Consider the following 20,837-nt stretch of genomic DNA (forward strand, 5'->3'; position numbering starts at 1 on the left):
CCCCTCGCGCGGGACCGGTCGGCGGGGTGTCCGATGGCGTGCGCCGCCATCGTGGGACCCGGCGGGCGGCCCGGCATCGTCCGTCCTGCATGAGACGGGCGGGGCGACGGCGGGCCGCGGCGGACGGCGGGCCCTCCGCCCGGGGGGATCCCCGCGGCCGTCCGGGGGTGTGGGCTGCACCCACGGCCGGGGCCGCCCAGCGGGGACGGTGCCCCCTGCGCAGGAGGACGGAGGCGGCCCGTGGCGTCCACCGATCCCGCGGGGCGACCGGGTGAGCCGGCGTCCGGCCCGGCCCCGGCGGGGCCGCCCCGGCGCCTGCCCGAGGTGCTGGCACGTGCGGCCGTCGCCGCGGAGCGCGGGCGGGACCGGGCCGCGGCCGTGGCGGAGCGGGCGCGGTCCGGGGACGTCGGCTCCGTGCGGACCCGGATCCGCGAGCTGGGGACGACGCACCACGCCCTCGTGTTCAGCGCCCTGGGCATGGTGCTCTTCGTGCCGGCGCTGATCACGCTGGCCGCCGCGGTGCCGATCGGCAGGGAGCACGGCCTCGCCGACCGGTTGGCCCACCACATGGCCCTGTCCGCGGAGGCGCGGGACGCCGTCCGCGAGCTCTTCGCCACCACCGACACGATCAGCTCGACGACGTCGGCGCTGGGTGCGGCGTGCACGGTGCTCGCCGCCTACGCCTGGCCGGCGGAGCTGCAGCGCTTCTACGCCAGCGTCTGGGAGCTGCCGCAGCTGGGCCGGCGGCACGTGTGGCGACCGCTGGTCTGGCTGGCGTCGTTCCTGGCGGTCGTGGCCACGGTGGCCGTCGTGGGCGGCCTCGCCGGCGGGGTCGCCGGTGCCGTCCTGACCGCCGTGCTGTGCTCCCCGCTGGTCCTGCTGTGGTCGGGGTGGACGCAGCGGCTGCTGCTCGCCGGGCGGGTGAGCTGGTCGGCCCTGCTGCCGACGGCGCTCGCGACCACCGCCGGGCTGGCCGCGGTCAGCGTGGCGACCAGCGTCCACCTCTCGGGCGCGGTGGTCTCGAACGCCGAGCGGTACGGCCCCATCGGCGTCGTCTTCGTGCTCATGACCTGGCTGACCTGGTTCAGCGTCGCGCTGCTCGGCGGTGCCGTGGTGGGCCACGCCCTGCACCGCCGGCGCGGCGGCTCAGCCGGCTGAGGGACCCTCCGCGGGACCCGCGCGCCGGCGCCGGCGCCGCGGTGGGTCCTCCCCGCGCCGCCCGGTCGCCGAGGCCGCCCGGAAGGGCACGACGACGCCGTCGCCGTCCGCAGGTCCGGTCCCCGCCGGGACCTCCGCCGGCGCCTCCGCCGGCCTGCCGGGCTCCGGTCCGCGGCCGCGGACCGGCGGCTCCGGGCACTGGCGGATCTCCAGGACCTGCACGTCCCGGCCGATCAGCCGGTCGAGCACCTCGGTGAGGTCGCGGTCGGCGGGGACCCGGAACCGGTACACCGTCTCGCGCGGCACGGCGGTCGGCGTCACGGGGACGCGGAAGGTCGAGATCGCCGCCGTGCTCAGGTGGGTCCCCACGCGGACCTCGTACCGGTTCCGTGCCGCTGCCATGGCCATCGACCTCCTGACTGCTCTTCGGTGGCGGAGTCCCGGCCGGGGACCCTCCTGGATCGGGGTGTCGGCCGGACCCGGTCTGTCGTGTGCACTTCCGCGGAAGTGCCCCGCTCCCGACGCTGCCGGAGTGGGCCCGCGTCCGCCTCCTCCACCGCGCGTGATGCGCGGCGCTCACAGCAGCCCGCGTTCGCGCGCCTTCCTGACCGCCTGGTTGCGCCGGCTCACGGCGAGCTTGCGCAGGATGCTCCGGATGTGGGTGCGCACCGTGTTCACCGAGATGAACATGGTCGCCGCGATCTCGGCGGTCGAGAGCATCTCGGCGAGGTGGCGGAGGACCTCCAGCTCGCGGTCGCTGAGCTCCTGCACGACCTCGCCGGCCGCCGTCTCCCGCGGCCCGTCCTCGGCGCCGGGCGCCCCGGCCCGGCTGGACGGGTTGAGCCACGCGCCGAGGGTCTGCAGCCGGGGGTGCGTGCGCAGCAGCCGGCGCGCCTGCGGCGGCGTGTCGACGAACGGCCACCGGAGCTGCTCGGGGCGGGCGCGGTCCAGCGCCACGGCGAGCTCCTCGGCCGCGGCGTTCACCTCACCGCGCTCCAGCAGCTGACAGGCCCGGACGATCGTGGACTCGACGAGGTCCGACAGCGAGCCCGGGAACTCCTCCTCGGGCGGCAGCTCGGCGTCGGCCGCTCCTCCGGCGAGGTCCACCGCCGCCTGCAGGCGCCGGCTCCACGGCTCGTCGCGGCCCCTGTCCCGGAGGATCGCCAGGCCGTCGTCGACGTGCCCGCGGGCCACGGCCAGCCGCACCACCTCGGTCACCACCTGCTCGGCCACCCACCGCGGCAGGGGCGCCCCCTCCAGGTGGGGCCGCAGGACCCGCTCGGCCAGCCCGTACTCGTGCCGCATGCGGAAGTGCTGGCTCTGCAGGACGGCCTGCAGGGGCTCCGTCCCGACCGCCCCCGGGCCGGTCGGGCGTCCCCGTCCCCGGGCCCGGCCCAGCCACTCCCGCGACTCGACCAGCGCGTACCGCCGCAGGTGGACCCAGGCCAGCGCCGTCGCGGCGGCCGGGTCGCGCGCTGCCTCCTCCAGGCCCTGCTCGGCGAGGAGACCCTCGGCCTCCTGCGCGAGCTGGGCGGCCCGGCCCAGGTGCCCCTCGATCGCCTCGAGGAGCGCGAGGGAGCCGATCGCCCGGCACCGCAGCCCGCGCGACCCCGCGGCGTTGGCCGCCGCGGCCGCGGTCCGCAGGACGGCCACCAGCTCCCGGGTGGGGGCACCGGTCCGGAGGGCGGCCACCGCGCGCAGCTGCTCGACCACCGCCATCCCCTCGCTGCGCGCCCGGTGCTCGCCGTCCGCGAGCTCGGCCACGAGCGCGGCAGCGGCGTCGGCGCGGTCGAGGAGCGAGGCCGCCGCGGGATCGGACCGCGCGCTCGCCGTGAGGCAGGCCAGCGTCGCCGAGACCCGCAGCGGCAGTCGCGTGCCCTCCTGCGCGCTCGTCGCCGCGGCGAGGTCGGACGCGGCCGGGGTGCTCCCCGCGGCGAGGGCCACGACCGTCCGGACGACCGCGGCCTCGGCGCCGTCGACGCCCGGTGGCAGGGACTGCAGGCCGGGCACCGCCGCGCCCGCCCCGTGCACCAGCAGGCGGGGGACGAGCAGGTCGTCGACGAGCAGCCGGCTGACCGAGCCCCAGTCCTCGGCGGCGACGGCGTGCCCGACCGCCTCCTGGGCGCGGCCGGCCTCGGCGTACCACGCGGCGCACGTCCGGTGCAGGGCGGCGAGCTCGCCCGGGTGCTCGTACCCGAGCTGGGCCTGCAGCATCTCCCGGAACAGGGGGTGGACGCGGAACCCGCCCGGAGCGCTCGGGGACTCCTCGACGAACGCGTTGGCGTGCGCGAGGCCCGCCAGCACGCGCCGGGTGTTGCGGCGGCCGCAGAGCCGGTCGACGAGGTCGGGCCACAGCTCGGGGGTCACGCTCGTGCGGAGCAGGACGCGGCGGATGCTCGCCGGCTGGCGCTCGAGCACCTCCGCGAACAGGTACTGCGCCACGCTCCCGTCGTCGTGCGTCAGTGACGTCACCAGGCGCTCGGGCGGCACGCCCTGCTTGAGGGGTGCCGCGGCGAGCCGGAGGCCGACCGCCCAGCCCTCCGCCTCGGCGCACAGGGCCCGCGCGACCTCCGCCGTCACCGGGACGCCCATCGCCGGGAGCAGGTCGCGCGTCTCGTCCGGGGTGAAGGCGAGCTGGTCGCCGCGGATCTCCGACAGCGTGCCGGCGAGCCGGTACCGGTGCAGCGGGAGCAGCGGGTCGGCGCGCGTGCACAGCACCAGCCGCAACCGGCTGCCGGCGTTGCGGATGAGCAGGTCGAGGCCGGCGGTGATGGACCGGTCGGTGACGTGGTCGGCGTCGTCGAGGACCAGCACGACGGGGTGGGGACAGGCGGCCAGGTCGCCCGCCAGGCGGGGGATCAGCGAGGCCCCCGGCGGCTCCCCGGGGACCAGCTCGGGGATCTCCGACCACCGGACGCCGGCACGGGACAACGCCTCGACGACGTAGCCCCAGAACGTGGCCGGGTCGTCGTCGTAGGAGTCCAGGGTCAGCCATGCGACCGGTCGCCCTGCGCCCTGGGTCTGCCGCCACGAGGACGCCAGCACGGTCTTGCCCGACCCCGCCGGGCCGCTGAGGAGCGTGAGCGGGGACCGCTGCACCTGTCGCGTCAGCAGGTCCAGCAGGCGCCGGCGGAGCACGGTCGCGTGGGCCGGTTCGGGAGGCACGAGCTTCGACTCCAGCAGCGCCACACCGCGGTGTCCGGTCGGAACGGCCCGGCCCACCACCGGGACGGGAGTCCTCGCTGTCGACGATCTCGTCATACGTGGCTCCCGCGCTGTTCGAGCACCCGCGTCCGGACTGTCGTGGACGGCGGTCGGCGGTGTCTCCTGTCGTCCAGTTTCCCACTCCTCACCGCAGCCTGGCCGAGCGGACGTCACTGCGGTCAGGGGTGAAGGTCACGGCGCGCACGGACTCTCCCGGGGTGGCCGGCTCGGGCTCCGGGGTGATCGTGGCCCCGGGACCCCACGGCCCGGCTCACCCGCAGGGGATGAGGGCTGCCCGTCCCGGCTCGACGATGCTGGCGGCTCCGACGGACCGGGAGGCCGCATGAGCGAGTCACAGGCCGGCGGTCCCCCGTGTCCGTGAGCCGCCTGCCTCCGTCCGCGGGCGACCCCGCGGCGGGGAGCCCGCCCGACCTCCGCCCGCCGGCCGCGGGCGGCGCGGTGGAGGACACGGTGCACGCCGCCTTCGCCGTCCTGGCGGTCTCGGTCGCGCTGGGGAGGTGGGCCGCGGAGACGGCCGTCGTCGCGGGTCGCCGCGCCCTCCCCCGCCCCCCGTCCGGCCCGCCGGGCGGGCTGCGCCGGGCGGTGCGCGGGCAGGTGCTGCGGATGGTCACGCGCCCGGCGTCGGCCGCGGTGCGGGTCCTGTCCGCGGCGGCCGACGAGCTGGTCCCCGACGTCGCCCGGGCGGTGCTCGCGCGGCTCGACGTCCCGGGGCTGGTCCGCGACTTCGTCGACCTCGACCGCCTCGCCGGGATGCTGGACGTGGACGCCGTCGTGGCCCGGGCCGACCTCGACGCCGTGGCCGCGCGGTTGGACGTCGACGCCGTGGCCGCCCGCATCGACCTCGACGCGGTGCTGGACCGCATCGACCTCGACGCGGTCGTGGACCGGGTGGACATCGCGCGGGTCCTCGACCGGGTCGACCTCGACGCCGTGGCCGCGCGGTTGGACGTCGACGCCGTGGCCGCCCGCATCGACCTCGACGCGGTGCTGGACCGCATCGACCTCGACGCCGTCGTCGACCGGGTGGACGTCGCCCGCGTCCTCGACCGCGTCGACCTCGACGCTCTGATCGACCGGGTCGACATCGGCCGGGTGCTCGACCGGGTGGACCTCGACGCCGTGGCCGCGCGGCTGGACGTCGATGCCGTCGCCGCCCGCCTGGACCTCGACGCGGTGCTGGACCGGGTGGACCTCGACGCCGTCGTGGACCGGGTCGACGTGGCGCGCGTCGTGGACCGCGTCGACCTCGACGCCGTCGTGGACCGGGTCGACGTGGCGCGCGTCGTGGACCGCGTCGACCTCGACGCCGTCGTCGACCGCGTCGACGTGGCCCGCGTCGTGGACCGCGTCGACCTCGACGGGACCGTGGACCGGGTGGACGTCGACCGCGTCATCGCCCGTGCCGACGTCGCCGGCCTCGCCCGCTACGTCGTCCAGGAGATCGACCTGCCGCGGCTGCTGCGCGAATCCACGGGCTCGGTCACAGACGAGGTGGTGCGCGGCGTGCGCGACCAGGGCGTGGACGCCGACCGCGCCGTCGAGCGGGTCGTGGACCGGCTGCTGCACCGCAGCGGCCGGCGCACCCGGACCGGACCGGTGGACGGCCGTGACCCGGGGAGGAACCCGTGACCCGCGCACCGGAACGCTCCCCCTACCCGTGGCACGAGCCCCCGCGCCCGGCGGGCGAGGCGGACGCGGTGCGGGCCGCGGTGCGCGGCCGCCGCGCCGGGGTGGTCACCCGCTGCCTGGCCAACGTCGTCGACGCCGCGGTGGTGCTCCTCCTGCTGGCCGGGGGCTACGCCGTCGTCGCGGCGACCCGGTTCCTGCTGTCCCCGACGAGCTTCCGCTTCCCCGCCCCCTCGCTGGGCCTCCTGGTCGTGCTGGGCCTCGGGCTGCTGACCGTCTACTTCGCCGTCACGTGGGCGGTGGCCGGCTGCACCTACGGCGACCGGCTGCTCGGGCTGCGCGTGGTCGACGACACCGGTGCGCCTCTCGGCTGGCGTCGGGCGTGCACCCGGGCGGTCCTGTGCACCGTGTTCCTCGTCGGGGTGCTGTGGGTGGTGGTGAGCCGGGAGAACCGCTCGGTGCAGGACCTCGTGGTGCGTTCCTCGGTCGTCTACACCTGACCCACCCGGACCCGTGGCGCACGGCGTGGACGGCGGGGACGGACCGGCGCCCCGCGGCCCGCTGCCCATCTGGCTCACCGTGGTGCTGGGGGTGGCGGGGACCGCCGTCGCGCTCTGGGGCGTGCGCGCCGCCTCCCCGGTCCTCGGCCCGGTCGCCCTCGCGTTCGTGCTGGCCGTGGTGGTCCACCCGCTGATCGGCGCGCTGGTGCGCCGGGGGGTCCGGACGAGCGTGGCGGTCGCCGCCGCCGTCGTGGTCGTCGACGGCGGACTGGTCGTCTTCGCCCTGGCCCTCGTCGTCTCGCTCGGTCAGTTCGCCGCCGTGCTGCCGCAGTACGCCGACGAGTGGCGGGCGCTGCTGGACGACGTCCGCTCGCTGCTCGTCTCGGCGGGCACCCCACCGGAGCAGGCGGCGGACGTGGTGCCCCCGGTCGAGCTGCAGACGGTCCTCGACGCCGTCCGGACCCTCCTCGCGGGCGTCGCCGGCGCGCTCGGCGCGCTGTTCCTCGTGCTCGCCACCGCGGTGTTCATGACCGCCGAGGCCGCCGGGCTGCCGGAGCGCCTGGCGGCGGTCCCCGGGACGGCGCGCCTGCGGGCGGCGCTCGGGGACTTCGCGCGCAACACCCGTCGCTACGTCGTCGTGACGACGGTCTTCGGTCTGCTCGTGGCCGTCGTCGACACCGTGGCGCTGGTGGTCCTCGGGATCCCGCTGCCGCTCGTCTGGGGCCTGCTGTCCTTCCTGACCAACTACGTGCCCAACATCGGCTTCTTCCTCGGGCTGGCGCCGCCGACGGTGCTGGCCGTTCTGGTCGGGGGCCCCGGACTCGGGCTGCTCGTGGTGGTCGTCTACACGGTGGCGAACTTCCTGCTGCAGTCGGTCCTGCAGCCGGTGGTGGTCGGGAGCGTCGTCAACCTCTCGGTCACGGTCTCGTTCCTCTCCGTCATCGTCTGGACGGTGGTGTTGGGGCCCGCGGGGGCGATCCTCGCGGTGCCGCTGACGCTGTTCCTGCTCGCGGTGCTCGTCGCGCAGGACCCCGACCGCCGGTGGGCGAGGACCCTCCTCGCGGGCTCGTCCGGTGCCGCTCACCCCCGTGACCCGGCGGACGGGCGGCGGCCGGCGTGGCGCCGCCCCGGGCGGGAGGGCCGCCCCGGCGCGGGCACCGGCCCGGCGGGGTGAGCGGCCCGCCGCCGTCCCGTGGAGGGGCCCGGCCCCGGCGGGCACGACCGCACCGGTCGTCTGCCCGGGACGATGCCGCCGGTCCGGCGCGGCGGCACGCTCGGGTCCTGGGAGCGGCACCGACACGACGACCGGCGGGAGGCCCGCCATGACAGCGACCGCGCCACCCCTGGACGGCTTCGTCGTCCTCGACCGGCTGATCACGGAGGCCTTCACCGACCTCCGGGCGGCCCGTGCCGCGGCGGCGAGGACCGGGAACCGCGAGAACCTCGACCTCCTGACCCGGGCCGAGGAACACCTCAACGCGCTGCTCGAGTACCGCCACGCCGTCCTGCGCCGGTCGTCCCTGACGACCGCCGGCCCCGGGGGCCGGCCGGACGGCGGTCCCGGGTGGCCGCGGTGAGGACCGCAGGCGTGACCGTCCTCACCGCGAGGAGGGAGCAGCGGCCGTGAACGGATCCACGCCCCACGGGATCGTGACGATGCCCGCGCCGGAGTCGATGCCCGTGCTGGGCCGGGGCAGGCACCGGAGCCCGTCGCAGGGCGCGTGCTTCCTGGAGTACACGGCCCTGCTCGCTGGTGAGGCGTTCACCGACCGGCCACGCTGCGTGGACGGCGAGCTGGCCGCCGTCCTCCGGAACGCCAACGACCGGCTCTCCGACGCCGACCGCCCCCTGCTGGTGCCGTTGCTCGGGCGGGCGATCGGCCTCGGGGTCGAGCCCCCGCCACCCGGCGACGGGGGCTTCCGGCGGGCCGCGCTCCGCCGCCGCCGCGAGCGGGCTCCGTACCGGGAGGGCGCGGCCCGGCTGCGCCGGGAGGTGACCCGGCGGTTCGTCGCTGCGCTGGGACCGGTGTCCGCACCGGCTCCGAGGGCGTGGTCGGGGCGCAGCGGGGAGCTCGCACAGCTCTTCTGGGACACGATGAGCGAGCCGACCCCGCTGTCCACGTCGCCGGCCTACGTCCGGCGGCTCGTCGAGCGGCTGTCCCTCCTGCACGAGTGCTACGAGCAGGCGGTGGCCGACCTCGGGGTCGTCCGCACGCCGTCGGCCGCGCCGCTGCCGGCCGCGCCGCGCGGGGGCAGCGGGGCCTGAGACTGTGGCCCGGGAGCGCACTCGCGGGGCGGGAGCGGGACCCCGCGCGTCGACGGTCAGCCGGGTGCCGGGTCCCCGGGCCCGGTCTCCTCCCCGTGCAGCACGTGTCGGTCGAGGCGCAGGAGGGTCAGCGTGTGCCGGAGGGCCGGCGACGCCCCGCGCAGGGTGATCCGCCGGCCGTGGCGTACCGCCCGCCGGTACGCGCCGAGCAGGACGCGCACCCCGGCGTCGTCGACGTGGGTGAGCCCGCCGACGTCGACGGTCCAGGTCGTGTGGGGCGCCGTGAGCAGGGCCGAGACCGCGTCGTAGAGCAGGTGGGTGGTGCGCACGTCCAGCCGGCCGGTCATCACCAGACGCCCGGTGACCAGGTCGACGTGCACCTCCGAGACCGGCGGGTCCGACGCGGGCCGCGGGCGCGGGCGGGCGGCGGCGGACGCGGCGGTCACCCGGTGCCGCGGTCGGCGGGCGGTGGGACCACGAACGGTCGACCGCGGCCCGTCGCCGGGTGTCGCGTCGGGTTCGATCGCCACCATCGCCCCCTCGGTCCGCCGGCGGGACCGGCCCGCGGCGGCAGCTTGCCAGGGCAGACGGGCCGGGGCCTCCCCCGCGGGGGACGAGGTGTCCGGCGCGGGACCCGGGGACGACGGACGGGCGCGGCCGCGGGAGCCCCGCCAGGCGACCGCGCCACGGACCCGCAGGCCCTCTGTCGTCCGCCTGGCGGGGGTGCGGTCAGTGTGGCATCCGGAACTCAGCCGTGCGATCCGGCGGGACCGTCGGTGAGTGCCCCCAGGTCCCGGGCGGCCCGCACGGCCGCTCCCCGGTCCTCGACCCGCAGCTTGTGCTCCACGCGCCGGATCCTCGTGCGGGCGGTGTTGCTCGACACGGCGAGGACCGTCGCCACCTGGGCCGTCGACCCGCCGGAGGCCAGGCACGAGAGGAGCTCGAGGTCGCGGCCGTTCAGGACGGGGGCCGGGGTGCGGATCACCGGTCCCGGTGGGCGGCGGGGCACCGGCACCACGCCTCCTGCGAGCGCGGTAGGGGCGGCTGCGGGGTCACCGGTCATGTCGACCTCCGAGGGCCTGCGGCGGTACGCGTGCGGCTCGACGTGTCGGCCACGTACCGGAACTGAGACGAAGCTTCTGCTGACGGAGCGTGACCGACGCTAGTGAGAGCGAGAGGGACCCGCTTTACCGATTCCGCCTGAGCCCTTACCTTTTCGCGCACGGTGGAGGAGACCGCGGTGCTCCCTCGGATCAGGACGAACTCGCTCACCGGCTACGCGCAGGTGGCCAGGTCATCCGGGCTGCGCCCCGAGGAGCTCACCGCGCAGGTGGGACTGGACCTCGCGGACCTCGCCGTACCCGACCGGTGGATCCCGGCCGCCCCCGCGGCCCGGCTGCTCGAGCTGTCCGCGCAGCGGGCGGACTGCCCGGAGTTCGCGCTGCGCCTGGCGGAGGTCCGCACCCTCGGCACCCTCGGTCCGCTGAGCGTCGTGCTCCGCGAGGAGCCGGACCTGCGCAGCGCCCTGGACCTGCTGACGAGGTACGAGCGGGCCTACAACGAGGCGCTGCACCTCCGCCTGCAGGAGGACGACGACGAGGCGACCGTCGAGGTCTGGCTCGAGCTCGGGGAGCCCGCGCCGCGCGACCAGGCGCTCGACCTGGTGATGGCGGCGCTCGTGGGGATCGTCCGGGCCCTGGTGCGCAGCGACTGGGAGCCCCTGTCCGCCTCCTTCGCCCGTCCCCCGCCGCCGGACGCCGGACCGTGGCGGCGCCACTTCGGTCCCCGCGTGGACTTCGGCCGCCGGTTCACCGGCCTGCTGGTCCGGACGCGTGACCTCGACGCCCGCGTGGTCACCGCCGATCCCTCGCTGCGGCCCTACGCCCGGCAGTTCCTCCACACGGTCGTGGTGCCCGCCGCACCCACGGCGACGGACGGCCCGACGGACGTGGCGGCGGCCGTGGAGCTCCTGCTGCCGCTGGGACGCCAGTCGCTGGCACGGGCGAGCCGGCTCCTCGGCCTGAGCGCCCGGGAGCTGCAGCGCCACCTGGCCGAGCGGGGCGACACGTTCTCCTCCGTCCTGAGCACGACGCGGGCGCGTCTGGCGGAGCGGTACCTCCCCGACGAGGGGATGTCGCTGACCGAGGTGTCCCGGCTCCTGGGGTTCACCGCACCCAGCGCCTTCTCGCGCTGGTTCCGGGAGCAGTTCGGCACGAGCCCCACCGAGTGGCGGCGGAGGGCCCGTACGAACGCGCCGTCGCCACAGCGCGACGACGCCGCGACGCCCGGGCCGCGCACGACCGTCCGCGGAGGGTGATCCCCGAGCGGCACGGGAGGGCCACGATCGGCCGACGCCGGGGACAGCCCGTCGGGGAGGTGTGCCGTGGACTCGATGGGTGCCCGGCGGTGGTGGGCCCGGGGTTCCTTCGCCCTCGTCGCCGCCGCCGTCGTCGTGCTGCTGGTCTTCGCCGGCCGGCGCGGCCTGTGGCTGGTCCTGCTCACCGCGGGGGCGGTCGTCGTGGTGGTCGCCGCCGCGTTCTGGTTCCTGCTGCACCGCGGGGTCCTGCGCTGGCTCGCCCTGGCGCTGGCGGTCGCCACACCGGTCGCGGTGCTCGTGCTCTTCGCCACCGAGCGGCTGCTGTGGGTCGCCGTCCTGGCCGCGGTCCTGCTCGCCGCGGCGGTCGCCGCCGCCCGCGCGGCACTGCGCCCCGACCGGTCGCGCTGGACGATGCAGGTCGCCGACGCGCCGGCTCCCCGGCACCCCTTCATCGTCATGAACCCGCGCTCCGGCGGCGGCAAGGTCGGCCGCTTCCGGCTGCGCGAGCAGGCCGAGGAGCTCGGTGCCGAGGTCGCGCTGCTCGACCGGCCCGGGACCGACGTCCAGCAGCTGGCGCGGGACGCCCTGGCCCGGGGAGCGGACCTCCTCGGGGTGGCCGGGGGTGACGGCACGCAGGCGCTCGTGGCCCAGGTCGCCGCCGAGCACGACGTGCCCTTCCTCGTCGTCAGCGCCGGGACGCGCAACCACTTCGCCCTCGACCTGGGCCTGGACCGCAGCGACCCGGGCCGGTGCCTCGACGCCCTCCGCGACGGCGTGGAGGCGCGGATCGACCTGGGCGACATCAACGGCCGCACCTTCGTGAACAACGCGTCCTTCGGCGCCTACGCGGAGATCGTCGAGAACCCGGGCTACCGCGACGACAAGCGCGGCACGACCCTCGACGCGCTCCCCGACCTGCTGACCCGCCGGCGCGGCGCCCACCTCGTCGCCGAGATCGGCGGCACGACGGTGGACGCCCCGCAGGCGGTGCTGGTGAGCAACAACCCCTACGGCGCCTCCGACCTCGCCGGCAGCGGGCGCCGGCCACGGCTGGACCGCGGGGTCCTCGGCGTCGTCGCCGTCCGCGTGGACGGCACCCGCCAGGCCGTGGGCCTGCTCAACAGCGCCCACCGGCGGGGACTCCGGCTCCTCGAGGGGCCCGAGGTGCTGGTCACCGCGGACGCCGCCGAGGTGCCGGTCGGGATCGACGGGGAGACCGTCCGGCTGAGCGCCCCGGTGCGCTGCACCATCCGTCCCGGGGCACTCCGGGTCCGGCTACCCCGCCACCGGCCGGGGGTCCAGCCGCCGCGGGCGCGGGTGGACTGGGCGGCGCTGTGGGCCCTCGCCACCGGCCGTCCGGCGGTGCCCGTCGAGCGGGCCGGCAGCTCCCGACCGGCGGCCGCGGGCGGCTGACGCCGCGCCCGGCCACGCCGGGGCAGGCGGTGGGCGAGGCGCCGGGCGACGGCCACGCCCTGCGGGCGTTTCTCGTGCTCTGCCCGTGCTGCTGCACCGGCAGAGCGCGAGGAACACCCGCAGAGTCGTCGTCGACACCCGGCTGGCGTGACCGCCGGGTCGAGCACACCGCCGGACGGGTCCGGTTCAGGACGGCTGGACCGGGTGCTCGCCGCTCGGGCTCACCGGCGTCGCCGGCGCGGGCAGCGGTGCCGCCGGTCGCGGCAGCACGGCCGGGTCGGGCGCCGGCCGCGTCGCGTCGGACCACCGGGCACCGGTCCGGGCGCGGAACGCCTCGACGGCGGCGTCGACGGTCGGGAAGAAGTGCTGCGGCTCGATCACCCGGTCGAGCCCGTACCGGTCGATCTTGGCGCGCACCGGGTCCTTGAGCTCGGCGAAGACCAGGGTCTGACCGCGCGCGTCGAGCAGGCGGTCGAGGTCGAGCAGCACGTCGGCGGCGGTGGTGTCGACGTCGGTGACCGGCTCGGCGGCGACGACGATCCAGCGGGGCGGCGGCTCGGTCCGGGCCAGTGCCACGACGGCGTCGCGGAAGGTCTTCGCGTTGGCGAAGAACAGCGGCGCGTCGAACCGGACGATGACCAGCCCGGGGAGCAGCTGCGCCCCCGGGTACGAGCGGACGTCGTGGTACCCGGGCACGGAGTCCACCCGGCCGAGCGTCGTCTGGTACGGCCGCCAGGCGCGGCGGAAGACGTTGAGGATCGACAGGCCGACCGCGATCCCGATCCCCGGCAGCACGCCGAGCAGCGCCACGCCCGCGAACGCGGCGAGCGAGAGGCTGAACTCCACCCGGCGCTGGTGCCACAGCCGGGCCACGGCCGGCAGGTCGGCCAGCGAGAGCGCGGCGGTGATGACCACCGCGGCCAGGGCGGCGTCGGGCAGGTTCCGGAACAGTCCCGGGAGCAGCACGATCATCAGCAGGATCAGCACGGCCCCGGTGACGCCGGTCAGCTGGGAGCGGGCACCGGCGCGCTCGGCCACCGCCGTCCGGGACGCGCTGGTGCTCACCGGGAAGCCCTGGAAGAAGCCCGCGGCGACGTTCGCCGCCCCGATCCCGGCCATCTCCTGGTTGCCCCGGACCTCCTGCCCGGTGCGCTCGGCGAACGCCGACGCGGTCGAGATGGTGTCCGCCAGCGCCACCAGCGCGATGGCCAGCGCACCGGCGACGAGCGGGCCGACGTCGGACCAGCCGACGCTCGGGATGGTCAGCGGCGGGAAGCCCCGCGGCAGCTCCCCCACCAGGCCGACCCCGCGCTCGCCCAGGTCGAACAGGGTCGTGGCGGCGATCGCCAGGACGACCATGACCAGCACCGACGGCACCTTGGGCAGCCAGCGCTGCAGGACCAGGATCAGCACGACGCCGCCGATCCCGACCGCCGCGGCCGCCGGCACGACGTCGCCGTCGACGACGCCCCGCACGAAGCCGGTGACCTCCCCGACCAGGCCGTCGGCGTCGACGGAGAAGCCGAGCAGCTTGGGCAGCTGGCCGACGAGGATGGTGAGGGCGAGCCCGTTGATGTAGCCGACCATCGTGGGCTTGGACAGCAGGTCCGCCACGAAGCCGAGGCCCGCCCACCCGGCCACGACCATGACGACCCCGACCATCAGCGCGAGCACCGAGGCCAGCGCGACCGCCCGCTCGGGGTCGCCGCCGGCCACCACGAGCGGCAGCACGGTCGCGGCGATCATCGGCCCGAGGGAGGAGTCCGGCCCGAGCACCAGGATCCGCGACGGGCCGAACACCGCGTAGCCCAGCAGGCAGGTGATCGACGTGTACAGGCCGGTGATCGCCGGCAGGCCGGCCAGCTCCGCGTAGGCCATGCCCTGGGGCACCAGCAGCGCGGTGAGCACCACCCCGGCCACGACGTCCCGGCCCAGCCAGCGCCGGTCGTACCCGCGCAGCGCCCGGACCCCGGGCGGCACCAGGCGCACGGCCCGGCTCACCGGGGACGGGGAACGGCGCCGGCCGGCGGGTCCGGCCGGACGTCGCGCCGGAGGCGGTAGGTCTCGCGCAGCCGCTTCTCCACGAGGATCGGGACGAAGGCCTGCACGGGGGCGCTCGCGAAGGTCCCCAGCACCTCCGTGGCGAGCGAGCGGATCTCGTGCCGGTCCACCCCGTACTCGGCGTGCAGCCGTCCGACGAGGAGCTCCACGACGGGGTCACCGACGGGTGCCGGGCCGCCGAGCGGGTCCTCGTCCTCGGCGGCGACCACCGCGGCGGTCACGGTCATCCGGGGCCTCCTCAGTCACTGCGTTCCTCCGGGGCCGGCCCGAGTGTGGCGGCGGCCCGCCCGGCGGCCCTCATCCGTGCCGGATGAGGACGCGCCGGCCCCGCCGGTCCCGGCGCCAGACGAGCAGCCCGAACAGCACGCCCAGGGCGTTGGTCGCCCAGTGCGCCCCGGCGGCGGCCAGCACGCTGCCGCTGCGCCGGCGCACCTCCCCGAAGGCCAGTCCCCCGACCGCCGTGAGCGCGACGGTGCCGGCGACCAGGGGGGCGGTGCCGGTCCCGCCGACCGCCCGGGCCACCCCGTGGTTGGTCTCGCCGACGTGCAGCGCCGGGATCACGTGCCAGGACCCGAAGAGCGCCGACGTCGTGACCAGCACCTGCCCCTCCCGCAGGTGCCGGGCCAGCACCCCCCAGAGGACGGAGCGGAAGGCGAGCTCCTCGAGCGCCACGGTGCCCAGCGGGATGGCGACGAAGGCGGTGTGCAGGGCCTCGGGCAGCGGCAGGTCGTACCGGTCGTCCTGGAAGGCCGGCCGGGTCGGCGGCAGCAGCACGCCGACCGCGTAGACGCCGGCGACGACGCCGATCGCCCCCAGCGCCCACCGGCACCCGGCGCCGAGGCGGTCGCGGCCCAGCCCGAGGCCGGACCAGCCGAGCCCCGTGAGGCGCGCCCAGGCCAGCAGCCCGGCACCGGTCAGCGTGCGGGCCCACCACGGCGGGTGCCGCGTGTGGTCGACGACGTTGACCACGGCGAGCACGGCCACGACCGCGCCCGGGACGAGGCGCCCCCGCCGCGCGGCCGGCGTCGTCATCCCTCCCCCGGTCACCCACCGCCGACCAGCGACCGCAGCCGGTCGGTGTCGGCGTCGGTCCACCCCGGCGGCTGCGCGACCTGCGCCCACGCGTCGACGTAGTCGGCCTGGTACTTGTGCCCGTGCCCGTCGGGGACCCCGGTCGAGAACACCAGGTCCGCGGTGACCTGCCAGAAGGTGACGAACGGCAACCACACCACGTCGTCGGACACGTCGGGCCCGCGCTCCCCCCGCAGCCAGTCCGGGCGTTCGGACAGCAGCCGCGGCGACCACCACACGATCGGGTCGGAGGCGTTCTGCAGGTAGACCACGCGAGGGTCCTCCCAGGGCCCCTCCGGCGCGCCGAGGTCGGGCGCCTCGTCGGCGAAGCGCACGGTCCGGCCCTCCTCGTAGACCGGCAGCCACTCCGGCGAGCCCTCCTCGCGGTCGGCCACGAGGCCGCGCCACAGCTCGTTGACGTTCGGCGGCCCGGCCCAGACCACGCCGTCGGTGCGGTTCTCGACGTCGGCGAGCCCGCTGAAGGCGGCCTCCCCGCCGAACGTGCCGAGGCTCTCCCCGAAGACGTAGAGCTCCGGCCGGTCGTCGGGGGGCAGCTGCGCCCAGGCGCCGTAGACGGCGTCGAACAGCGCGCGGCCGGCGTCGCGCGCCTTGACCTGGTCGACCAGGAACGACAGCCAGCTGGGCAGGTAGGAGTACTGCACCGCCACCATCGCGGTGTCCCCGTTGAACTGGTACTCCAGGGACGCGCTCGCCGCCGGGTCCACCCAGCCGGTCCCCGTCGTGGTGACCACCACGAGGACGGAGCGGTCGAGGCCGCCGGCCCGCTCGAGCTCGCGGACGGCCAGCTCGGCGCGGTCGCGCACGTCCCCGGCCGACGCCAGCCCGACGTAGGCGCGCACGGGCACCTGGGCCGGCCGGCCGGAGAAGGCGCTCAGCTCCTCCGGCGTCGGCCCGGCGCCGGTGAAGTTGCGGCCCTGCAGGCCGAGGTCCTCCCACGGGACCAGGGACTGCGGGCTGCCCGAGCGCTCGGGCGCCGTCGGCTCGACCGCGCCCTCCTCCGTGCCGTCGTCGCGGACGCTGAACGCGGAGTTCATCGCCTCGACCAGTCCCCGGAACAGCACGCCGTTGAGCAGGAAGACCACCAGCACGGTCACCGTGACGACGCCGAGGGGCCGGGCGATCCGCCCGGGCAGGACCCGCCCGAGCAGCCGGACCAGCCGGCGGGCGAGTGCCCGGATCCCGCGGCCGGCGGCCACGAGCAGGGCGAGGACGAGCACCGCCACGACGACGATGCCGGACGACGACCAGCCCTCGGGCGGGTCGAGCCCCATCAGCTCGTGGACGTCGCGCTGCCACCCCGCCCCGAGCCACAGCACCAGCAGGCTCAGCAGCGGGCCGGCGACCGCGAGGACCTGCCACGCGCGGTGCCGGGCGCGGGGCCGGATGCGGCGCTCGGTGACCTCGGCGACGAACCACGCGAGCGTGACCCCCACGCCGTAGCCGATCGCCGCGGTGATGCCGGTGATCAGCCCCTGCAGCACCCAGCCCCGCGGCAGCAGCGACGGCGTCAGCGAGGCCCAGCCGAACAGCAGGGCGCCCACCGTGCCGCTCCAGGTGTAGCGCGGCAGCCACCTCTGCCACCGGCGGGCGCGCTCCCGGGCCGGCGCCGCCGGGGCCGGGGCGGGCGCGGTGCCCGTCCCGCCCGGTGTGGCCTGCGTCCTCGGTTCCGCCGTCATGCCGCGCTCCGCTCCTCGGACGGCCGACGCTAGGAGCCGGCCGGAGCGGCGGACTCCTACGCAGCGGATGAACCGCCGCCCCGGCACACGGCCCACCATCCGGGCATGGGACGCGTACGACCGCCATCGGGACGACACGGCCGCGGGAGGTCCCGCGGCACCGACACCGCGCCCGGGGTCGGGCTGGTGGTGGCCGCGGCGATGGCACCGGGCACGTTCGCCCCCTCCCTCTCCCCCCGCAGCGTCGTGGACCAGGGGCTGGTGACCGGGCTGGCCACCGGCCTGCACCACCTGCTCACGGTCGCGACGCAGGACGCGGTGGAGGCCACCGCCCGGCTCCTCACCGGCGCGGCGGCGTCCCCGGCCGCGCGGCGCGCCGCCACCGTCGCGCTCGACTGCGCGGCGGTCCCCCTCGGGCTGGCCGTGCTCCGGGGCCTGCCGCCGCGGGTGGAGGACCCGCTCCGGGGGGTCGTGCGCCAGGTCGCCTGGCGGCTCGGGGCCGCGGGCCTGGCCGGCGCGCTGCTCGGGGGCGCCCAGCTCGGCACCCGCGCGCTCGACGACCGGCTGCGGCTCGGTGGCCGCCTCGCCGCCGTCCCGCTGTCGGTCCCCCTCGGCCTCGGGGTCGCCTACGTGCTCGACCGGGTGCGCGCCGGCGAGCACGCCGAGCGCACCGAGCACGCCGGGCACCCCGGGCCCGCCGGGGACCCCGGACCCGCTGCGGCGCGGTCGCCGGTCGAGGCGCCCTCGCCGCTGGCGTCGGTCGGCGTCGCGGCCGGGATCGTCGGGTGCCTCGCCGGTGCGGCCTACGGCGAGCACGCCCTCGCCGACGTCGTCGCCCGCCGGCTGGCCGCGGCGCTGCCCGGGCCGCCCGAGCTGTGGCGGTCGGCCGGCCACGCGGGCTCCCTCGCGGCGCTGGGGGTCGGGGCGTCGGCGGTCTGGCAGCGGGCGATGCGGCGGATCGAGGCCATGACGTCGGCCGACGTCCCGGTGCTCGAGCCGGACGAGGCCGACCGGTGGGTGCCGGCGACGGTCAGCGGCGGCCCCGGCAGCCTGGTGTCCTGGCACGGGATGGGCCGCGACGGCCGGCTGCACGCGCTCGCCTCGGTGCGCCCGCAGCCGCTCCCCGACCTGCCCGACGGCGTGCCGGACCTGTCGATCGAGACGGTGATGGGGACGCCGGCGCTCGCCGACCCCGTGCAGGTCTACGTCGGGCTGGACAACGCGCCGACCCCGCGCGGACGGGTGGACCTGGCGATGGCCGAGCTGGAGCGCACCGGCGCCTTCGACCGGTCGCTGCTGGTCCTCGTCTCCCCCACCGGCACCGGCTACGTCAACTACGTGGCGACCGCCGCGCTGCAGTACCTGTCCCTCGGCGACGTCGCCACCGTGGCCCTGCAGTACTCCCGCCGTCCCTCGCCGCTGTCGCTCGGGATGGTGGCCACCGCCCGGGAGCAGAACCGGCTGCTGTGGCTGCGGATCCTGCAGCGCCTCCGCGAGCGCCCCGGTCCCCGCCCGCGGGTGGCCGTGTTCGGCGAGAGCCTCGGCGCGCACACCAGCCAGGACGTGTTCCTGCACTGGGGCACGCTCGGGCCCGACGCGATGGGCGTCGACCGCGCCCTGTGGATCGGGACGCCCTACGGCAGCGGGTGGATGCGCGAGGTCACCCGCGGCGACCGGCTCGACGTCGACCCCGACGCCCTCGCCGTCGTCAACGACCACGACCAGCTCACCGCGCTCACCCGGCAGCGCGGCAGCGCGCCGCGGTTCGTCCTGCTCAGCCACGACAACGACGGCGTGACGAAGTTCGGGCCGGACCTGCTGTGGTACCCGCCGGAGTGGCTGGGCCCGTCGCGGCCGCGGCCGGAGCCGGTCGCCGTCGGGAGCCCCCGGGGCATCCCGCCGGCCATGCGGTGGCGTCCGCTGACCACGTTCTTCCAGAGCCTGGTCGACATGAAGAACGCCCAGACGTCCGGGCCCTTCGGGGCGTTCCAGCACGACTACCGCGCCGACCTGCCCCGCTTCCTGAGCGACGTGTTCGGCCTGCCCGCCTCCCCCGATCAGCTGCGGCGCGTCGAGGAGGTGCTGCAGGTGCGCGAGTCGGTGCGGGAGCGGCTGTTCGCCGTCGTCCCCGGGGCCGTGGGCTGACCGGCCCCGGCATCCTCCGCAGCGGACGGTGCCCGGCCGCGCCGGCCCCGGGAGGCTGCCGCGCATGAGGACGAGCCTGGAAGCGCACCTGGGGTCGCGGCAGGTCGGCCGGGTGGTCTACGGGTCGATCATCGGGCTGGCGCTGGTCGTGGCGCTCGAGAGCCACCCGCCGGAACCCGGGGTCATGGCCGTGTGGCTGCTCGGGACGGCCCTGGCGGTGGGCCTGGCCGAGGTCTACAGCGAGGTCGTGGGCGCCGAGACGAGCACCCGGCGACGGGTCACCCGCCCGCAGCTGGGCCACATGGCCGAGGACGCCGCGGCGGTGGGTCTCGGCGTCGCCTTCCCCGCGGTGTTCTTCCTGCTCGCCGCGCTGGGGCTCCTCGCGGTCGGCACCGCGTTCACCGTCGCCAAGTGGTCGGGCCTCGGCCTCATCGGCTTCTACGGGTACTGGGCGGCCCGCTTCGCCGGGGCGTCGCCGCGCGGCGCGCTGCTCAAGGGCGCGCTCGTGGCCCTCGTCGGCGCCGGTCTCATCGGCCTGAAGGCGCTCGTCCACTGAGCCGCGCCGCCCGGCCGGACCGCGGGACGACGTCGACCCGCCACAGCCCCCAGCCCACGGCCTCGCCGACGCCGGTGCCGATTAGCGCCCCGATGACCACGTCGCCCGGGTAGTGCACCCCCGTGTGCACCCGCGAGTAGCCCACCGCGGCCGCGAGGGCGCGCAGCGGCACGGCGGCCGCGGGCAGGACCTGGGCGACCGCGGTGGCGAACGCGAAGCCCGAGGCGGTGTGCCCGGACGGGAAGGACGGCGAGTGCGGCATCGGCACCCACCGGACCTCCGGGACGCCGGCGACGTCGCGGTCGGGACGCCGCCGGCGGGCGGCGACCTTGAACCCGGCGTTGACGACGGCGGAGTCGACGGCGACGGCGGCCAGCCCGGTCACGGCGGCCCGCCGGCCGGCGCGACCGCCCACCGCGGCGAGCACGCCCGCGACCCCCATCCACAGCCGCGACCAGTCCGCCAGCCGCGACAGCCGGCGCACCGGGCGGTCGAGCACCGGTGCGGGGGTCCCGGCCACGGCCCCGTACAGGGCCCGGTCGACCCGCCCCAGGTCGCCCAGCAGGCGGACCGCCGTCGCCCGCGCGGGCGCCGGCGGCGCACCGGCCGCCAGCCGCCCGGCCAGCCGCTCCTCGGCAGGTGGGGTCCGCGCCGGTGCCGTCTCCATGTGCCGTCCCTCCCGCGCGGTGACCGACGGGCGCGCCGGCCCGTGCGGGCACCCTGTCCCCGGGCCGGGCCGGGCGCACTCACCCCGGCCGGGTGATCCGCTGCCCGCACCCGCCGCGGCACTCCCCCGTGCCCGG

At 77.2% G+C, this 20,837-nt stretch carries 19 protein-coding genes; 10 read left to right on the plus strand and 9 right to left on the minus strand.

What is annotated here, in order from left to right:
• The first annotated feature begins 324 nt into the window (after window positions 1-324).
• A complete protein-coding gene (locus ACI8AD_RS00105; RefSeq protein ID WP_456868488.1) occupies window positions 325-1,158 on the plus strand; it encodes a YhjD/YihY/BrkB family envelope integrity protein in 834 nt (277 codons plus the stop codon).
• Here the strand turns inward: ACI8AD_RS00105 and ACI8AD_RS00110 are convergent.
• Together ACI8AD_RS00110 and ACI8AD_RS00115 are read right to left on the minus strand one after the other, a co-directional pair.
• The gene (locus tag ACI8AD_RS00110; protein WP_456868489.1) at window positions 1,147-1,560 is read right to left on the minus strand and encodes a hypothetical protein; all 414 of its coding nucleotides are present in this window, start codon (window positions 1,558-1,560) and stop codon (window positions 1,147-1,149) included. The two genes, ACI8AD_RS00105 and ACI8AD_RS00110, sit on opposite strands and share 12 nt — an antisense overlap.
• A gap of 174 nt (window positions 1,561-1,734) precedes the next feature.
• Window positions 1,735-4,323 carry a LuxR C-terminal-related transcriptional regulator gene (locus tag ACI8AD_RS00115; protein WP_456868490.1) on the minus strand — a complete coding sequence of 863 codons (2,589 nt, stop codon included), beginning with the start codon at window positions 4,321-4,323 and terminating at the stop codon, window positions 1,735-1,737.
• A gap of 417 nt (window positions 4,324-4,740) precedes the next feature.
• Here ACI8AD_RS00115 and ACI8AD_RS00120 point away from each other — a divergent pair, with 417 nt between their 5' ends.
• The 5 genes from ACI8AD_RS00120 to ACI8AD_RS00140 all read left to right on the plus strand — a co-directional run bounded on the left by ACI8AD_RS00120 (window position 4,741) and on the right by ACI8AD_RS00140 (window position 8,774).
• Entirely contained in the window at window positions 4,741-6,012 is a 1,272-nt protein-coding gene (locus ACI8AD_RS00120; protein WP_456868491.1) for a hypothetical protein, read from the plus strand.
• Window positions 6,009-6,509 (plus strand): RDD family protein, encoded by a 501-nt coding sequence (locus tag ACI8AD_RS00125; RefSeq protein ID WP_456868492.1) that lies wholly within the window; start codon window positions 6,009-6,011, stop codon window positions 6,507-6,509. The genes ACI8AD_RS00120 and ACI8AD_RS00125 overlap by 4 nt, the downstream gene beginning before the upstream one ends.
• A gap of 25 nt (window positions 6,510-6,534) precedes the next feature.
• Window positions 6,535-7,683, plus strand: a complete 1,149-nt coding sequence (locus ACI8AD_RS00130; RefSeq protein ID WP_456868493.1) for an AI-2E family transporter — start codon at window positions 6,535-6,537, stop codon at window positions 7,681-7,683.
• Between the two features lie 148 nt (window positions 7,684-7,831).
• Entirely contained in the window at window positions 7,832-8,086 is a 255-nt protein-coding gene (locus ACI8AD_RS00135; RefSeq protein ID WP_456868494.1) for a hypothetical protein, read from the plus strand.
• A gap of 46 nt (window positions 8,087-8,132) precedes the next feature.
• On the plus strand, window positions 8,133-8,774 hold the full coding sequence (locus ACI8AD_RS00140; RefSeq protein ID WP_456868495.1) for a hypothetical protein: 642 nt from the start codon (window positions 8,133-8,135) through the stop codon (window positions 8,772-8,774).
• 56 nt (window positions 8,775-8,830) lie between these two features.
• On the opposite strand, the gene ACI8AD_RS00145 is transcribed toward ACI8AD_RS00140, so the two are convergent.
• Window positions 8,831-9,220 carry an STAS domain-containing protein gene (locus ACI8AD_RS00145; RefSeq protein ID WP_456868496.1) on the minus strand — a complete coding sequence of 130 codons (390 nt, stop codon included), beginning with the start codon at window positions 9,218-9,220 and terminating at the stop codon, window positions 8,831-8,833.
• A gap of 302 nt (window positions 9,221-9,522) precedes the next feature.
• Window positions 9,523-9,789: a LuxR C-terminal-related transcriptional regulator gene (locus ACI8AD_RS00150; protein WP_456868497.1), complete on the minus strand. Its 267-nt coding sequence runs from the start codon at window positions 9,787-9,789 to the stop codon at window positions 9,523-9,525.
• A gap of 225 nt (window positions 9,790-10,014) precedes the next feature.
• Here ACI8AD_RS00150 and ACI8AD_RS00155 point away from each other — a divergent pair, with 225 nt between their 5' ends.
• Window positions 10,015-11,091, plus strand: a complete 1,077-nt coding sequence (locus ACI8AD_RS00155) for an AraC family transcriptional regulator (protein ID WP_456868498.1) — start codon at window positions 10,015-10,017, stop codon at window positions 11,089-11,091.
• Window positions 11,092-11,166: 75 nt separating this feature from the next.
• The gene (locus tag ACI8AD_RS00160) at window positions 11,167-12,504 is read left to right on the plus strand and encodes a diacylglycerol/lipid kinase family protein (RefSeq protein ID WP_456868862.1); all 1,338 of its coding nucleotides are present in this window, start codon (window positions 11,167-11,169) and stop codon (window positions 12,502-12,504) included.
• 186 nt (window positions 12,505-12,690) lie between these two features.
• On the opposite strand, the gene ACI8AD_RS00165 is transcribed toward ACI8AD_RS00160, so the two are convergent.
• From ACI8AD_RS00165 to ACI8AD_RS00180, 4 genes are all read right to left on the minus strand, one after another.
• Window positions 12,691-14,505, minus strand: coding sequence for a SulP family inorganic anion transporter (locus tag ACI8AD_RS00165; protein ID WP_456868499.1), 1,815 nt, complete (start codon window positions 14,503-14,505; stop codon window positions 12,691-12,693).
• Window positions 14,502-14,792, minus strand: a complete 291-nt coding sequence (locus tag ACI8AD_RS00170; RefSeq protein WP_456868500.1) for a three-helix bundle dimerization domain-containing protein — start codon at window positions 14,790-14,792, stop codon at window positions 14,502-14,504. The genes ACI8AD_RS00165 and ACI8AD_RS00170 overlap by 4 nt, the downstream gene beginning before the upstream one ends.
• A gap of 70 nt (window positions 14,793-14,862) precedes the next feature.
• The gene (locus ACI8AD_RS00175; RefSeq protein ID WP_456868501.1) at window positions 14,863-15,597 is read right to left on the minus strand and encodes a CPBP family intramembrane glutamic endopeptidase; all 735 of its coding nucleotides are present in this window, start codon (window positions 15,595-15,597) and stop codon (window positions 14,863-14,865) included.
• An 11-nt stretch (window positions 15,598-15,608) separates the two neighbouring features.
• Entirely contained in the window at window positions 15,609-17,333 is a 1,725-nt protein-coding gene (locus ACI8AD_RS00180) for an alpha/beta hydrolase (RefSeq protein WP_456868502.1), read from the minus strand.
• A 105-nt stretch (window positions 17,334-17,438) separates the two neighbouring features.
• Between ACI8AD_RS00180 and ACI8AD_RS00185 the strand changes: the two genes are divergently transcribed.
• Together ACI8AD_RS00185 and ACI8AD_RS00190 are read left to right on the plus strand one after the other, a co-directional pair.
• Complete coding sequence (locus ACI8AD_RS00185; RefSeq protein WP_456868503.1) at window positions 17,439-19,478, plus strand: alpha/beta-hydrolase family protein; 2,040 nt, start codon at window positions 17,439-17,441, stop codon at window positions 19,476-19,478.
• Between the two features lie 64 nt (window positions 19,479-19,542).
• Window positions 19,543-20,034, plus strand: a complete 492-nt coding sequence (locus tag ACI8AD_RS00190) for a hypothetical protein (RefSeq protein ID WP_456868504.1) — start codon at window positions 19,543-19,545, stop codon at window positions 20,032-20,034.
• On the opposite strand, the gene ACI8AD_RS00195 is transcribed toward ACI8AD_RS00190, so the two are convergent.
• Entirely contained in the window at window positions 20,006-20,701 is a 696-nt protein-coding gene (locus ACI8AD_RS00195; protein WP_456868505.1) for a phosphatase PAP2 family protein, read from the minus strand. The genes ACI8AD_RS00190 and ACI8AD_RS00195 overlap by 29 nt on opposite strands.
• Window positions 20,702-20,837: the final 136 nt, after the last annotated feature.

The sequence above is a fragment of the Geodermatophilus sp. SYSU D00766 genome (assembly GCF_054049915.1).